The 14,415-nt window shown below is 34.5% G+C and carries 10 protein-coding genes and 1 pseudogene; 7 read left to right on the top strand and 4 right to left on the bottom strand.

Annotation, left to right across the window (positions count from 1 at the left end; translation table 11 throughout):
• Nucleotides 1-21 precede the first annotated feature (21 nt).
• Nucleotides 22-1,626, bottom strand: coding sequence for a hypothetical protein (locus tag ABWU72_RS06135; protein ID WP_174515883.1), 1,605 nt, complete (start codon nt 1,624-1,626; stop codon nt 22-24).
• Between the two features lie 180 nt (nt 1,627-1,806).
• Between ABWU72_RS06135 and ABWU72_RS06130 the strand changes: the two genes are divergently transcribed.
• The 4 genes and pseudogenes from ABWU72_RS06130 (at nt 1,807) to ABWU72_RS06115 (ending at nt 7,388) form a co-directional block, all read left to right on the top strand.
• Nucleotides 1,807-3,084, top strand: coding sequence for an adenylosuccinate synthase (locus ABWU72_RS06130; RefSeq protein ID WP_070357042.1), 1,278 nt, complete (start codon nt 1,807-1,809; stop codon nt 3,082-3,084).
• 103 nt (nt 3,085-3,187) lie between these two features.
• Nucleotides 3,188-3,916: pseudogene (locus ABWU72_RS06125) on the top strand (IS5 family transposase).
• A gap of 251 nt (nt 3,917-4,167) precedes the next feature.
• The gene (locus tag ABWU72_RS06120) at nt 4,168-6,159 is read left to right on the top strand and encodes a hypothetical protein (RefSeq protein WP_353283977.1); all 1,992 of its coding nucleotides are present in this window, start codon (nt 4,168-4,170) and stop codon (nt 6,157-6,159) included.
• 299 nt (nt 6,160-6,458) lie between these two features.
• Nucleotides 6,459-7,388: a patatin-like phospholipase family protein gene (locus ABWU72_RS06115; RefSeq protein WP_264735396.1), complete on the top strand. Its 930-nt coding sequence runs from the start codon at nt 6,459-6,461 to the stop codon at nt 7,386-7,388.
• Between the two features lie 45 nt (nt 7,389-7,433).
• Here the strand turns inward: ABWU72_RS06115 and ABWU72_RS06110 are convergent, their stop codons facing one another.
• Nucleotides 7,434-8,447 (bottom strand): IS110 family transposase, encoded by a 1,014-nt coding sequence (locus tag ABWU72_RS06110; protein WP_353283879.1) that lies wholly within the window; start codon nt 8,445-8,447, stop codon nt 7,434-7,436.
• Nucleotides 8,448-8,748: 301 nt separating this feature from the next.
• On the opposite strand from ABWU72_RS06110, the gene ABWU72_RS06105 reads away from it, so the two are divergent.
• From ABWU72_RS06105 to ABWU72_RS06095, 3 genes are all read left to right on the top strand, one after another.
• Entirely contained in the window at nt 8,749-9,192 is a 444-nt protein-coding gene (locus tag ABWU72_RS06105) for a hypothetical protein (protein ID WP_353283976.1), read from the top strand.
• Between the two features lie 112 nt (nt 9,193-9,304).
• Complete coding sequence (gene infA / locus ABWU72_RS06100; protein WP_007550159.1) at nt 9,305-9,568, top strand: translation initiation factor IF-1; 264 nt, start codon at nt 9,305-9,307, stop codon at nt 9,566-9,568.
• The gene (locus tag ABWU72_RS06095) at nt 9,546-10,142 is read left to right on the top strand and encodes a Maf family nucleotide pyrophosphatase (RefSeq protein ID WP_010082554.1); all 597 of its coding nucleotides are present in this window, start codon (nt 9,546-9,548) and stop codon (nt 10,140-10,142) included. The genes infA and ABWU72_RS06095 overlap by 23 nt, the downstream gene beginning before the upstream one ends.
• On the opposite strand, the gene ABWU72_RS06090 is transcribed toward ABWU72_RS06095, so the two are convergent.
• Nucleotides 10,134-12,812, bottom strand: coding sequence for a hypothetical protein (locus ABWU72_RS06090; protein WP_353283975.1), 2,679 nt, complete (start codon nt 12,810-12,812; stop codon nt 10,134-10,136). The two genes, ABWU72_RS06095 and ABWU72_RS06090, sit on opposite strands and share 9 nt — an antisense overlap.
• A gap of 118 nt (nt 12,813-12,930) precedes the next feature.
• Entirely contained in the window at nt 12,931-14,265 is a 1,335-nt protein-coding gene (locus ABWU72_RS06085) for an alanine:cation symporter family protein (protein WP_155968368.1), read from the bottom strand.
• Between the last annotated feature and the right edge of the window lie 150 nt (nt 14,266-14,415).

The raw sequence follows: 14,415 nt of genomic DNA, 5'->3' as shown, positions 1-14,415 counted from the left end.
TTAAAGAGCCTACTAATATCTTTAAGGTAAATGTTCATGTGATTCCGCAGAATAATTCTGTTTTTTGATTCTATCTGTCCATTTATCATTTTCTATATCTTGTTTGTTGGTTGCTTTTTTTTCTTGCTCAACAATTGCCTTATCTATCTCCTTATGAATTGCATCAATTGCATTAATCGCACCTCCTTTTTTGTATACTTCGCTTTTCCCTTCAATAATTAACTTAATAAAAGTATTTACAACAGACTGCACTTGATTATGATTAACCTGACCTTTTGTCAAAGAAGGTAAAGAGCCTAATTCCATCAATACTTCTGGTGCTGTTTTATCTTGAGTGGAAAGTCCTAAATTATCTGCTACTTTACTTATTAATAACTCTCTGTGTTCTTTATTATCTTCCAATTTAGCATAATCACTCAATAGATCTATAACGGTAGATACTCTGACTTCAACAACATCATCAACATCTTCATCTTCTAGAGCAACTCCTGACCCCAATAACCTCTCTCTGAGATTTTCGCTTAAAAGATTGATAAATTCTTCATTTGCATCTGATCCTGTGGTTGATATTGTACCATCTAAATAGTTACTTTGAGCACCGAAGCCATGCTCTATTTGTATTTTTGTCTCAGGTTTAAATCCTAATTTTGCACAGAATTTCTGAAAATATTCTTTAATAATGTCAAACAAGCTCTTGCCATTATCTTTATAATTTTTTAACTCTTTAGGAATAGTAAGTGACAATTTACCATCTCTGTATGTTACAAAGTCTTCACCATTGTGAGATTCAATTGTAAATTCCAATGAACTAGACAGATTACATATCTTATCGCCATGCATAACTTGATTTTTAACAGAGAGTATTGGTAGCCTCATATCAGATCTAATTCTCACATTATTTTGGTTAGCACAATCAATATTTATTACTTTTTTAGGATTTTCTACTATGAACGACTGTCCAAGTGCAAGTTGGGTTTGTATAAATGGAGCAGCCTCATACCCTGCTTGATTACAATTGGTAACTAGCTCTTCTAAAATAGCATCACTTGGAACTTCTGCCCCAGCGTATCTGAACATTTTTTTGAAAACTTCTTTTGCAAAGGAACGGTAATCCTTGTTTTCATCTTTCTCTGTTGGTAATAGATGGATATACCTTTGGCCAGCATTGTAAAATTCTTCAAATTCTTTCTTATATGAATCGGTTTTTTGATGATTGGCAGTTTTGGAATTTTCACAGTGATTTTTCCATAGCTCACCCAATGCATTACTTACAAGCTCTTTCTCAATATCTTCGAGTACTGAAGCAACAAAAGCTTTGCCATGATCCGTATCTATTTCTCTTGTTCCTTTTTTGTTAAATATTTCGTCATTATATATATCATCACTATTAAAAAGTTCGCTTTTGCGGTGCTTAGCTCCTTCCTTAAATGCAATAATAAGATTTTTATCTATTTCTTTTCCGTTAATAATAAAATTCATCCTTTGAAAATCTAAGAACATTGTTTCACCGGAATTCGCTAATTTATTATCTTGATCTGCTCTTAATTTACTAAAATTGAACTCTTTAGCTGTGGCCTTTAATCTAACTACTGGACTCTTATTATTTTTTCCTTTTGTCTCTTTCATAAATAACACCTTACTGTAAATATGCTGTAAGTTATATCATATAATGATGAATAATTTGGTAATATATTAAGAAAATCGACAGTATATTTCTTTATTTAAGGGGTGTAGGAAAGGCGTAGATTTCTCTTTCCATTTGTAGCGTACTGCATTAATATTTATGTATTAATCTAGAAAATAATGATGAATAACATTGTAATTGTTGGTCTGCAATGGGGTGACGAAGGCAAGGGTAAAATAGTAGATTATCTTTCTGAGAATGCAGATGTAGTTGTGAGATTTCAGGGAGGAAATAATGCAGGGCACACTATAGTAGTAGATGATGAGGTTTATAAATTAAATTTACTGCCCTCTGCTGTTTTGAGGCCAGGCAAAATATCTATCATAGGAAATGGCGTTGCTCTTGATCCACACGCTCTAATCTCAGAAATAGAGTCATTGAAAGTTAAAGGAGTAGACGTAAACTATAACAACTTGATGGTATCCGAGAGCTGTCCATTAATACTTAGCATACATAAGGACAAGGAAAAGCTATTTGAAGATTTAAATGGAAATCACAAAATTGGTACAACAAACAAAGGGATAGGGCCATGTTATGAAGATAAAGTTGGAAGGAGAGCTATACGCCTTTGTGACTTAGAAAACGCAGATGAGCTCAATAAAAGAGTGGATACTCTTTTGAATTACCACAATGCTATCAGGAAAGGCCTTAACTACCAGGTGGTTAAAAAAGAAGAAATATTAAAGGAAATTCAAGAGATTTCAGAAAAAATTCTTTCATATAAAAAACCTGTGTGGAAGATATTAAATGACTTGATGAAAGAAGGTAAGAAAATAATATTTGAAGGTGCCCAAGGCGCATTTTTAGATATCGACCACGGAACTTACCCTTTTGTTACTTCAAGTAATACTGTAGCATCGCAAGCAATAACAGGCTCAGGGTTATCCTCCAATGCTTACATTATTGGTGTGGTAAAAGCTTATACAACAAGAGTGGGCAATGGCCCATTTCCTACTGAGCAGAAAAATGAAGTAGGAGATAGCTTGTTTACTATAGGTAAGGAACTTGGAACAGTGAGCAATAGAAGAAGGCGTTGCGGATGGTTCGATGCAGTTTTAGTGCGCCAGGCCGTACAACTCTCTGGAGTTTCAAGCATTGTATTAACCAAATTAGATGTGCTTAATTCTTTTGATACAATTAAAATATGCACTGGTTACAAGTATAGCGGAAAAATGTATGATTATTTACCCGCATCGCATTCAATACAAGGGGAATTAGAGCCAATATATGAAGAGTTTCCTGGCTGGAAAGAAAACACTCAAGGTAAAAGGTCGATTGAAACATTGCCTATCAATTTAATAAAATATATAGAAGGGTTAGAAAAATTAATAGGTGTACCAATTCATCTAATCTCAACTAGTCCAAAGAGAGAGGATGTTATTAAGCTTAAAGATTTCTGAAAACGTCTTTGTATCTTAGAGCCTGTACGTAATCTCAAAAAAGAGATAAAGTGAGAGGATAAAGTATATAAAGTAGGATATGCGAAGTTTATAACCAAGTGACATAAGTCGAGAAAAGTTTGAGATTATTGTAGCAGATCTGGAATCTTGCAGAAAGAAGACAAAACCAAGAACACTTGATTTACATGATATATTTTGTGGAGTGTTATACGTGTTAAAAAGTGGTTGCCAGTGGAGAATGGTATCAAAAGAGTTCCCAAAATGGCGCAATTGTTACGACTATTTTAAGAAGTGGAGTGAAAAACCAGATGTAAATAAAGAAAGTGTTCTGGAGCTGGTATTAAAAAAAAATAATTGCGACAAAACAATGGTCGGAAAAGCTTCTGCATAATTGATGCACAGAGTATAAAAAATGCAGATACTGCTGAAGCTATGATGCAGGCAAGAAGATTTCAGGGCCGTATTGCAGTAGATACGCAAGCATGCAATTTATACAACAACAGCAGAGATAACTGACCGTAGCAGTGCTGTGAGAATGGTCGAAAATGCAAAAGAAAACCTCTCGGGAGTTAAAAATGTACTGGTTGATGCAGGCTATACTGGAGAGAATTTTGTAACTCAAATAAAAACGATTATTGGTGCAACCGTTGAAGTGATCAAAAGAAATGAATTACGTTCCTTTGTTGTATTGCCCAAAAGATGGGTTGTGGAGCGATCTTTTGCTTGGTTAGAAAAATGTAGAAGATTGTGGAAAAATTGTGAGCGAAAACTCAATACTAGCCTACAAATGGTAGTTCTGGCTTTCACTGCCTTACTTCTGAAAAAATTATGAACAGGCTCTTACTAACTCTTATCTAATAAAAAAAATACTTGTGTAACTTCGAATAGTCTATTATGCAAGACAGCAGTATAAACATGTAGTAAGAAATGTATAATGAAAAATAAAAGCTCAAGTTTAACACTTGCAGTTATTTTTACACAATTAAGTAATCATAAAAGTTAGTGTAGGGCGAGGTTATACAGTTTGATTTCTTTTAATATATGTTAATTGGTATAATATAAATATAGTTAAGGAGGTGTATTATGATTGGAAGTTTGGCTAAAGAAGAAAAAACAGCAGAGGCAGGAAAAACAGGTGATCAACTTGAAAAGTGTATTGGACCAACTTCACTGAATGGGGAGGTTTATTACTCTACGCTTATCTACTATACATTAAAAGAGTTATATTCACAATTAGGTGATATCTCTTATGCTAATAAAACAAGATCAGAAAAAGAAATAATCAATTTTTATGTTCTACCTCAATTTGCACGCTTTAAAGAAATTATTGATGAAGATATAAAAAAAGATCCTTCGTTTGCAAATTCTGCTATTGTAAAGTTTTGCTCCTCAATTATAAAAAATAACAAATTACTTAAAGAATTAGAAGAAGTTAGTATTCCTGCCAAAAACTCTAGTGTAAAGGCAAGGGTAAGCTTTCAACTGAAAAATCTGAAAGAAAAGGTGTGGTTCTTAGGAAAACTAAAGGAAAAAAAGAATTTCACTTACGTGCAGAGGGCTTTTGGGGATAAGTGGAGTTTTTATGACCTAATAAATGATGGAGATTTTAAAAAAACGTACATAGATAAAGCAGTAACAGAGTCTGCTAATAAGAGCTTTAAGGAAGATATAGATAAATGCATAAAGTGGGCAGAGCAGGGAAAAGAAGCTGCAAGTAAATATCTTGGAGAGAAAGGCGTAGAGTTTCGAGCTTATTACACAGAAACTGATAACACTCATAGAGTTTTGAATATCAATCTTATTAATTACAATAGAAGTGAGCAAACCAGGATTAGTGACATTTTACAGCAAGAGAAAGATATTAAAGAGCTGAATATCTATTGCAATAAAAAACATGAAATACACGCTCATCGGAAAGGTAAGGAAAGATATTATGAATTTAAAGAGGGCGCATATTATGAAATGAAAAGCACTTGGCCTGTAAAGGATGGATCCGAAATGTGTACCATGATTATGAATGTGAGTAGCGATGGCATAACTGAAGTACTAAAATTTAATGATGAAGATTTTGTGCTATCGGATGAGATCTTAGAATTAATAAAGCAAAACGATGAATTATATATTCAAGGTCTCTCCTTATATGATGCTGTACTAGAAAAAGGTAAGGCTGCTGATGTTGTACCTACTGCTAATAATAATTTTCAAAATGAGTCTATAGCGGCCTATCGCGAGGAACCAGAGGGGGAATTAGACCCTAAAGTTGATGCTGACAATAGCCTTCCTCCTTCTATTAATAGCAATGCATCAACTCAAACGGAAGTCAATTTACAACACACTGAAACTCAAACAGAAGTTGCTTCACAACAAATCGAAACTAAAACGGAAGTCAATTTACAGCACACTGGAACTCAGACAGAATTTGCTTCACAACAAATGGATGAATTGATTTTAAATAATCAGATGCTGTCCGAAAAAAACGTTGAATTGAAGCAAGAAATGTCAAATTTGAAAAAAGAAGCTGTTGAATTGAAGCAAGAAATAGAAGCAGGGTTGCAAGTGATAAATAAAAAGCACCATGAATTAATACAAGAAAATCAGCGACTACAGGAGAAACTAGAAACAACCCAAGCAGAAGCTAATCAAACAATTGTAAAGTTAGAGAAGCAGAATAGCAATTTACAAGACAGGTTTGAAAAAGAGGAGCAAAAAAACACGGAATTGCAAACTGAACTGGCACAAAAAAATGAAGAATTAGCAGGTGTGTTAAAAGAGCTACAAGGGAAAGCACAAGAACTTAAAGGTGTATATGAAGAAAAAAGAAAGCTAAAGGAAGAGCTGAAAATTGTTAATGCAGGAAAGAAGAATTTGGAAAAAGAGCTAAATCAAGCACGAGAAGATGCGGAACAGATAATGGTTGAACGACGCCAGCAGAAAGAGCGCTTGAAAGATCAGCTAAGAGAATTAGATCAGGAATATAAGGTACAAGTAGAAATTGAGCAAAAGATTAAAGAATCAGATAGGCAGGATAGCGATTTACAAGATACCGTTTTTATTGTCAACAAATTATTTAGCTAAAAAGAATAAAAAATAACAAAAAGTTTTAATTTAGGCTGATACCTTCTATAAATTAGTGTAACTGTGTATAAGTACTTTCAGTTTGTGTGGCGTACTTATACACAGTTACACCAATTTTTTACTGTGCCTTCTTATTTTATGAGAATTGTTTTACAAAGTTACTAAGCAACTCTGTTAAAGTCAATGTGAGAGGCAGTGCATCAGTTATACGTTCAGCGAATCTATCTCTTATAAAACAAGCAGCAATTTTGAGTAACCAGGTAATAAAGATACTCAAAAACATCTAAAGTTTAGTACAAATGACAAAATATATTCTCTCAATTGATGGTGGTGGAATAAGAGGAATTATTCCAGCAATGATATTATCCAGAATAGAGCAAAAAACGGGTAAACCTATTTCTCAAATTTTTGATTTATTGGTGGGTACTTCAACTGGTGCTACTATTGTAGCAGGACTATGTAAAAAAGATAGCAAAGGAAAGCTACAATATTCAGCTGATGACTTGGTTAATCTTTATCAGGAGTACGGACCTTATATTTTTAAGTCTTCATTTCTAAGAAGATCAATATTTTCTTGGATTAACGGTGCACAATACCCCAGTAAAAATATTGAGTATGTACTTCATAAATATTTTGGCGATGATATCCTTAAAAACACTTTAAGTAATGTGTTGATTACGAGTTACGATATTCACAATAACTGCCCATTTTTCTTCAAAAGCTGGAAAGAGGATAGAAATTTTATTAAATTAAGGGATGTATTGAGAGCAGCAACTGCAGCACCTACTTACTTTGCACCTAAATATTTAAAAGTCAACCAAAAGGAAATGGTATTAATAGATGGAGGAGTTTTTGCCAATAATCCAGCAGCATGTAGCTATGCAAGCAGCAGAAAGCTATTTCCTAACGATGATGTAGTACTTCTTTCCATCGGTACTGGCAGATCGTCTCATTCCATTAAATACCTCAGATCGAAAAGATTTGGCAAAATATCCTGGATTAAGCCATTGATAAACGTAATGTTTGCCTCTGGACTAGATTGTGTAAATTATCAGTTAGACCAGATTATTAACAATAGCTATATCAGAATTCAATCGCAGCTAAAAGTAGCATCAACGGAGATGGACAATACAACATACGAAAATATCAAGTGTTTAAAAAAAGAAGCACAAACGATGATTGAATGTAATCAAAAAGCAATAGATAAATTCTGTACAGTAGTATCATAAACTTTAACCTTTTAATCTAGAACTCGCATTTTTGAACGTTTCCTTTTAAGCTTCAGTAAACCTCCTAACTCTATAGTTCTTGATATGATCTGGATTAAAAGCCTTCCTTGAACTTAAAACACCAAAAACTATATGGAGTAATTTACGCATTGCAGCTCCCACAACGGCCATATTATGCTTGCCTTTTTCCTTTAATCTTTCGCAGTAAGTCTTAATAATAGAGTTGTGATTTTTAGCTACTATAGCAGGAAAATAAAGAGCCTTACGCAATGTCCGTGAACCTGACTTACTTAGCTTAGGCTTGGCATATACAGAGGAACCTGACGTCATATTTCGTGGTATAACACCTGCATACGCCGCCAATTGCCTGGCATCTCTAAAAGCCTCTATGTCAGAAACTTCAGCTAAAATAGCTATTGCTGATTCTTCTCCTATGCCTGGAATAGTCAATAGAAGTTGAAAATTTTCCAACAATTCTTTGTGTTGATTTAATAGTTCACGTACGGAGTTTTTTATTGTTTCTATTTTTTGAGTTATATTCATTGCAAGGTCTTCCCAAGCATTTGCAACTTCTTCAGGCAGTCTCTCTTTTTTTTCTAAGTGGTTATTTACTAATGTTAACTCGTCTTTTAACGCAACCGAGCAACGATAAAGATGTTTTAATTTTTTCATTTCAGGAGAAGGTGGTGTCCAACGAGTAGGTTCTTGTCTTTGACAATAATCAGCAATAATCTCTGCATCAGACTGGTCATTCTTTTGCCGTGCGAGCTTACTTTTTGCATAAAAATTTATGCGAGCTGGGTTTACAACACTAACAAAATATCCAGCCTTGTAAAGGAATTCAGCTAAAGCTTCACTATAACAACCGGTGGATTCCATGCAAGCTTTTACTTTTTCTACGTTATGTTTTTGTAGAAAGTCCAGCAGACCTTGAAATCCAGTATCATCATTTTTAAATTTCCTTTTCCTAGCTTCACGTTTTCCTTTTTTACTTATAAACGAAAGAAAAACATCAAAGCGTTCTTTTGAAACATCTATACCAAGAAAGTTGTTGATCATATATAACTCCATACGTTACTATTTAAAATGAAAAGTAAGGCTTACCTTATGAATACAGAATTAGAACCATTGAGGTCTTTCTATGATACCGTCCAGCCTAAACTTTTGAGAAGGGGGCTCTTATCTTGTAAACAGATTTTATATCTAAGTTACGATTCAGAGTTCTTCCCTTCTCCACCTAATGCTTAAGCTTAAAACACTAGATGCTTTTTACAAGATATAAGATACACTTGGAGAAGAGAGACTAAAACTCAACATTGAAGAACTAGAAAACGAGTACGAGGAATTTCCAGGAGATAAGGTGCTTACACTTGAACTCACTAAAGATGAAGATAAAGTCGAAGAGTTAAGAAACGAGCTAGAGCGTGAGAAAGAAAAGTGTAAACAATTATTAGAAGAAGAAAATGAATGGGGTGATGAATTGGTAGGAATGCTTGATGGACTGGAAGAAAAAATTCGTGCTGATGAACAAAGGAGCTCCAACAATCAATTAACGGGAGAAATTTCTAATGAGTCTGGTAATGCTCCACGACAGAAGAAAAGGTTATCCAAATCTTCAAGCGTTGATAATGAGTCTTATGTTCCACTGAGAGAGAAGACAACATTACTCAGATCTTTAAGCGTTGATAGTGGACTTGATAGCGATGAAGAAAATTGTGATAATGATTTATCTTTCAACATAAGTCCTATAAGTTCTATTGAGAAGGTGGCAGAGAGTAGAAACGTAGGTAGGGTATCATTGTGAAGATGGTTGGGGTTAAGTTGCAACTTAAGTGGGGCGCAAAAGGTCTTTTGTGTTGATAATAATTTAAAATCTATAGTAGACTAAAAAAGATTATTAAATTATAATATAACATATGATAAAAGACGAGAAATCGAAAACAATTTTTGAAGTGGAAGGGGCAGTAACTGCTTTACTACCTGCAGCAGAATTTAGAGTGAAACTGGACAATGAACATGAGATTATCTGTCATGTATCAGGGAAAGTGAGAAGAAGTAAAATACGCATCATTATAGGGGATAGGGTGTTAGTTGAGATGAGCATTTACGATAGGAATGCGAGAAAGGGTAGGATCATTAGAAGGCTTAAAGGTACAAGTGACAGAACGATCTCTAAATAATCTTATTCTTGCTTCATCATCGAAAAGGCGTATAGCTTTACTAAAACAAATAAACATTGAGCCAGGTTTAATTTTGCCAGCAGATATAGATGAAGCCCCTTTAAAAAAGGAACTTCCGAAGGATTACTCAATCCGTATGGCAAAAAGTAAAGCGGAGAAAATACAAAGTTTAAATCCAAATTATTTTGTGCTTGGTGTTGATACAGTTGTTGCTTGTGGTAGAAGGATATTGCTCAAAGCTGAAAACGTTGAGCAAGCAGAAAAATGTATCCGCTTGTTATCAGGAAGAAGGCATAGAGTATACACCAGTGTATGTCTATTAACTCCCGATCAATCTAAACAACATATCAGGACTGTGGTTACAATAGTGAAATTTAAACGTCTCAGTGAACAAGAAATTAAGTATTATTTAGCATCAGAAGAGTGGAAAAATAGGGCGGGGGGATGCAATATACAAGGCCTAGCTGGAGTGTTCGTATTGTTCTTACGCGGCTCCTACTCTTCCGTTATAGGGTTACCATTACATGAAACCTATTGTTTGCTAAGCAATTATTTTAACTTCAATTTATATTGAAATACCTTTATTAGTATCTTTTTTTTGTTGTGACTCAGCAACCTGTTTAGCCCAATCTAGTGGTCTTTTATTTCTGTTAGCTAATGCAATTCTATTGCGATCATAACCATCAGTGTGTTCTGTTAAAGTATCTCCTCTTTCTTCTTCTATTACTCCAGCTTTCAGTTGTGCTTCATCTTTCTCTAGTAATTTATATAGTTCGCTATTTTTATCTACAGTTGGATTAGTGTCATTATTTTCTCGTTCTGCCACTGTTTTTTCTAACCACTTACGTATAGGGTCATATTGTTTACCTTCTCCTATCTTTTCTAAAATGTTTTCTGAGAATGAATCTTTAGGAATATTTTCTTTAGTAGCCTGTTGTGCCGGTTCTCTTAACCCTTTATCCGGGTTTCCCAATGCTCCTTTTAACTCACTCGTATCTCCGATTTCTTTTGGTTCAATGTTTTCTAAGCTCTTCTTTAACTGTTCAGGATTTACTTGAGATTGTTCATTATTGTCATGAGTTGGAGATGAATAGCCCGAATCGTTTGCTTTTATGTCTGTTGAGCTGTCTTTTAGCAACCCAACTTCTCTCAAGCGTTTTTTAGTTTCTTCGCTAATCTGACTCTGATCAGCTGGTTTTAACCCGAGATTTTCTTGACCTAATGTATTTTTAAGTTCTTCAAATAGAGTTAGATTACTTTGTCTAATATGTTCTTCTAATTTCCTTCCTACCTGTTTTAAATCTGTTTGAGATTTACTATCACTATTAGTTGGAGATATATAGCCTGAATCACTTATACTATTTGGTGTTGAAGCAGAGACACTAATAGTTGGACCTTCCACTATTTTTACATCTGCTAAATCGTCTTTTTGCAATCCATCTTCTTTATCTTGTGACAGTTTATCAGTAGGATCAACTTGCCTTAATCCTCTATTATCCTGCTGTGATCTATCTCTGATTTCTTTAAGAAGATTTTCAGGTGGAGTTTGATCACTTTGTTCAATGTTCTCTAAGCTCTTCTTTAACTGTTCAGGATTTACTTGAGATTGTTCATTATTGTCATGAGTTGGAGATGAATAGCCCGAGTCACTTTTATTATTGAGTGCTGTAGCAGAGAGCGGCTGTTCACTTTCTTTCCACTTAGCATCACTAGCATCTTGGTTATCACTGTTATCTGGAGAAGATGAATAAGGAATTATGTCCTTTAATGTCTCTAACGGTGATGGGTTATTTTTTCTACTTCCTGCAATTGATGCTTTTCTATCATCAACATCAATGTGCCGTAAGTTGTTTTTCTTGAAATTTCTGATGTCTTGTAACAGATCGCCTTTGCTATTTCCTTCTTGTTGCTGGGTTTTAGGTTGTTGCTGATCATTAGGTGTTTGCTCACTTCTATCTGGTTTTTGGCTTCCAGGTACAGCATGTCCAAATGTAGGATTGTCATACCGTTCATCTTCTTGCCTATTATCTTGATTGTGGCTTACAGACTTGGTGAAAGTAGAACTATCTGAAGAATCAGAAGTTGCACCTTTTTGCTGATTATTAGGTGTTTGCTCATTTTCGCGCAAGTCATCTGGTTTTTGGCTTCCAGATTTGGCTCCCCCTTGCTCATCGAAAACACCTTTTTTAGGTGGTAGTGAACTAGTTCTAGGTGGAAGTGGCGGAGGAGTTTTTTTGTTCTGAGGATTCTCCTCAAAAAGCGATTGTAGGTTATAAACTTGACCTCCCGAATTTGCTTCTCGTGCTGCTTGTCTAAGCTCACGCTTTTCTTTAGCCTCCTGAGAATTAATTTTATCGTCAAAATCTTTTCCAATTCCGCTATCGTAAGACTGCCTTCTGCTGTTAGATTGTGGTCCAAAATGTGAATGGTGATCTTCTTTTTTTCGAGTTATATCAGTAGCTTGAACACTAACATCTCTATTAACATCAATTCTTGTCGTAGTTTCAGATGATAGCTCGTTACTGTCTTTACTATGTTGCATCTCATTCACTTTTCCTTGTCCTTTCTCCCTGAATTGTATTTCATGCAAGAATAAACCACCTATTTTTACATCTCTGTTTACTTCTAACCGTTCTAGAGAAAAATCATCACCTTTAACAAGGTCTACACCGTTAGCATCAATCTTAATTTTGATCTTACATTCCTTCCCCTCCGCATACCACTTTAAAGTCATTTCATATGAACCATCAGTTACGACATAATGTCTTATTTTTTTCCCTTCTTCCTCGGCAACAAAACCATGCATTCCGCTCTTTCCATCACTATGCAATGTTGAAAATCCCGAGATTTCATTCTTCTCACAAAAATCACTATTTAAAAATTCGCTGATTTTAAACTCTTTTTTGTCATCTCCCAGCGTAATACTTGCGTGATTACCGTATATTGAAACTCCTGCAACATCATCAACATACTCTTTCAACCTTTCTTTAACTTCACTTTCAAGCTCTTGTCCAGCTTTCTTTGTCTTGTCGCATTTCTGAAGAATAACTCCATATGCTTTATCTTTGTTTTCTTCTTCGTCCCAATTCCAGTTGGCGTGTTTTGTTAAAAACTTTGCTGTGTTAAAATCAACTCTAGCATTATAAATTGGGTCGTCTTCCTTTTTTATTTTATCAAATAAAGGAAAAATTTCTTGAATGCGCTCATTATAAATGTGTTCTTGTTGTGTATCGTTAGTGCCCATATATCTCTCACTAATAACCCTCTGCCTTTAGTTCTAGCTAATACTAGCTAATATAATTATCACAAGCATTGGTTGAATTTTTATTAAGGAGGTTGTGTTGTTACTCAGATGGCAACTTTTAATTGGCGCCTAATTTCAAATATCTGTCACTCATAGTAAACACTTCTGGATCTTGAGAAGTTAGTTTGAGTATGGCGAGTATGTTGATAAACAACAAAGCGGCGATCGAAATATCAGCAACATCCCATAGCAATTGAACTTTACCTATCGCACCAAGCGGAATAATCAAGGTAAAAATTACAACCCAGATTTTAGTGTATTTATTATCCATAGACACATAGCGTATTGTCTGTTTTGAGCAAAAAAACCAAGTAAAAATAGTAGTAAAGGCAAAACAAAACATTATGGCCATAATTAAATAGTCAATATAGGGCCAATTCATAGCTTTTCTAAAAGCAAATATGCACATGTTAGTACTCTCTAAATCAGTGACCCAAGAATCTGTGACAAGCAGTACCATTGTTGTAATAAACACTATGAATGCAACTATAAAAGGCGATATTATTGTGATTAGGCTCTGTTCAATAATAAATTTATTATTATTTTTCTTAGGAACAATTGAAGAATGTACGATTCCTTCGAGGCCAAGCCCTATATCTGTTGCAAAAATACCTCGCAAAGTTCCAACTTGAATAATAGTCAACATTTCTAAAATCAAACCTAGAGATAAACCAGAGTTAAAGCTACTAGTTGTAAAAAAACTGCTTGTTATTAGTTTTAGAGAAGGAAGAATATTTTCACTAAATTTAAATAATATGATACCGCAAAGTGTGAGGTAACTTACCGTCATTATCGGTATCATAGCCGATATAAAAATTTTAATTTTTTTTAAGCTGAGAGCTGCAACAACAAAAAATATTATGGCCATTACAATGCCACCAATGACTACAGGCACATCTATCATGTTAAGTGGTATTGATAGAGAATTTACCTGAACAAGGTTACCAACTGTTATTGAAACCATTATCATAACAACTAGAAACACAATTGTAGCTTTTCTAGAGTTAAATGCATCAGCCATGTAGGCTACAGGGCCACCTATAAACCGTCCGTTCTTTTCCTTTCTGGTTTTTATACTTAGATAACAAGTGACATATTTTATCACAGAAGTGATAACAATAATTATCGCCATCCACAAAATAGAGCCCGGTCCTCCGGTTTTTAGAGCAACAGCAGTTCCTGAAATATTTCCTACTCCTAAATTTCCCCCTAAAATTGTAAACAGAGCGGCTATAGAAGAAAATTTATTTTCTCCTTTTTTAGCTCCAAGGAGTGAAAGGGCGTATGGTAATCTAAATACCTGTAGCCATTTTAGTTTAATCGATAGGTAAACACCAGCAACTAGCATGAGTAATATTGTTGGCAGTAATAAAACAAACTTTACTGTATCCATCTGTAAAAGTGAGATTTTTATTTGAGTATACAACAAAAATTGAAAATACCTAACCTATTTTCTATGTATGACTTCGTTTCCGTCATTCTAGAAACCTTTTCTTGTCATCCAAGTAGCGTGACACATAACTGTACGAACATTGTAATATGG

Origin of the sequence: Wolbachia endosymbiont (group A) of Lypha dubia, assembly GCF_964028575.1 — a bacterium.
Taxonomy (GTDB): Bacteria; Pseudomonadota; Alphaproteobacteria; order Rickettsiales; family Anaplasmataceae; genus Wolbachia; species Wolbachia pipientis.
The sequence above is the reverse complement of the archived record's forward strand: the minus strand, read 5'-3'. Positions and strand labels throughout refer to the sequence as shown.

What these genes read in the sequence shown, in the direction of transcription:
- infA (WP_007550159.1), top strand. Translation starts at nt 9,305, where the DNA reads ATGATAAAAGACGAGAAATCGAAAACAATTTTTGAAGTGGAAGGGGCA.
- ABWU72_RS06090 (WP_353283975.1), bottom strand. Translation starts at nt 12,812, where the DNA reads ATGGGCACTAACGATACACAACAAGAACACATTTATAATGAGCGCATT.
- ABWU72_RS06115 (WP_264735396.1), top strand. Translation starts at nt 6,459, where the DNA reads ATGACAAAATATATTCTCTCAATTGATGGTGGTGGAATAAGAGGAATT.
- ABWU72_RS06110 (WP_353283879.1), bottom strand. Translation starts at nt 8,447, where the DNA reads ATGATCAACAACTTTCTTGGTATAGATGTTTCAAAAGAACGCTTTGAT.
- ABWU72_RS06135 (WP_174515883.1), bottom strand. Translation starts at nt 1,626, where the DNA reads ATGAAAGAGACAAAAGGAAAAAATAATAAGAGTCCAGTAGTTAGATTA.
- ABWU72_RS06120 (WP_353283977.1), top strand. Translation starts at nt 4,168, where the DNA reads ATGATTGGAAGTTTGGCTAAAGAAGAAAAAACAGCAGAGGCAGGAAAA.
- ABWU72_RS06085 (WP_155968368.1), bottom strand. Translation starts at nt 14,265, where the DNA reads ATGGATACAGTAAAGTTTGTTTTATTACTGCCAACAATATTACTCATG.
- ABWU72_RS06130 (WP_070357042.1), top strand. Translation starts at nt 1,807, where the DNA reads ATGAATAACATTGTAATTGTTGGTCTGCAATGGGGTGACGAAGGCAAG.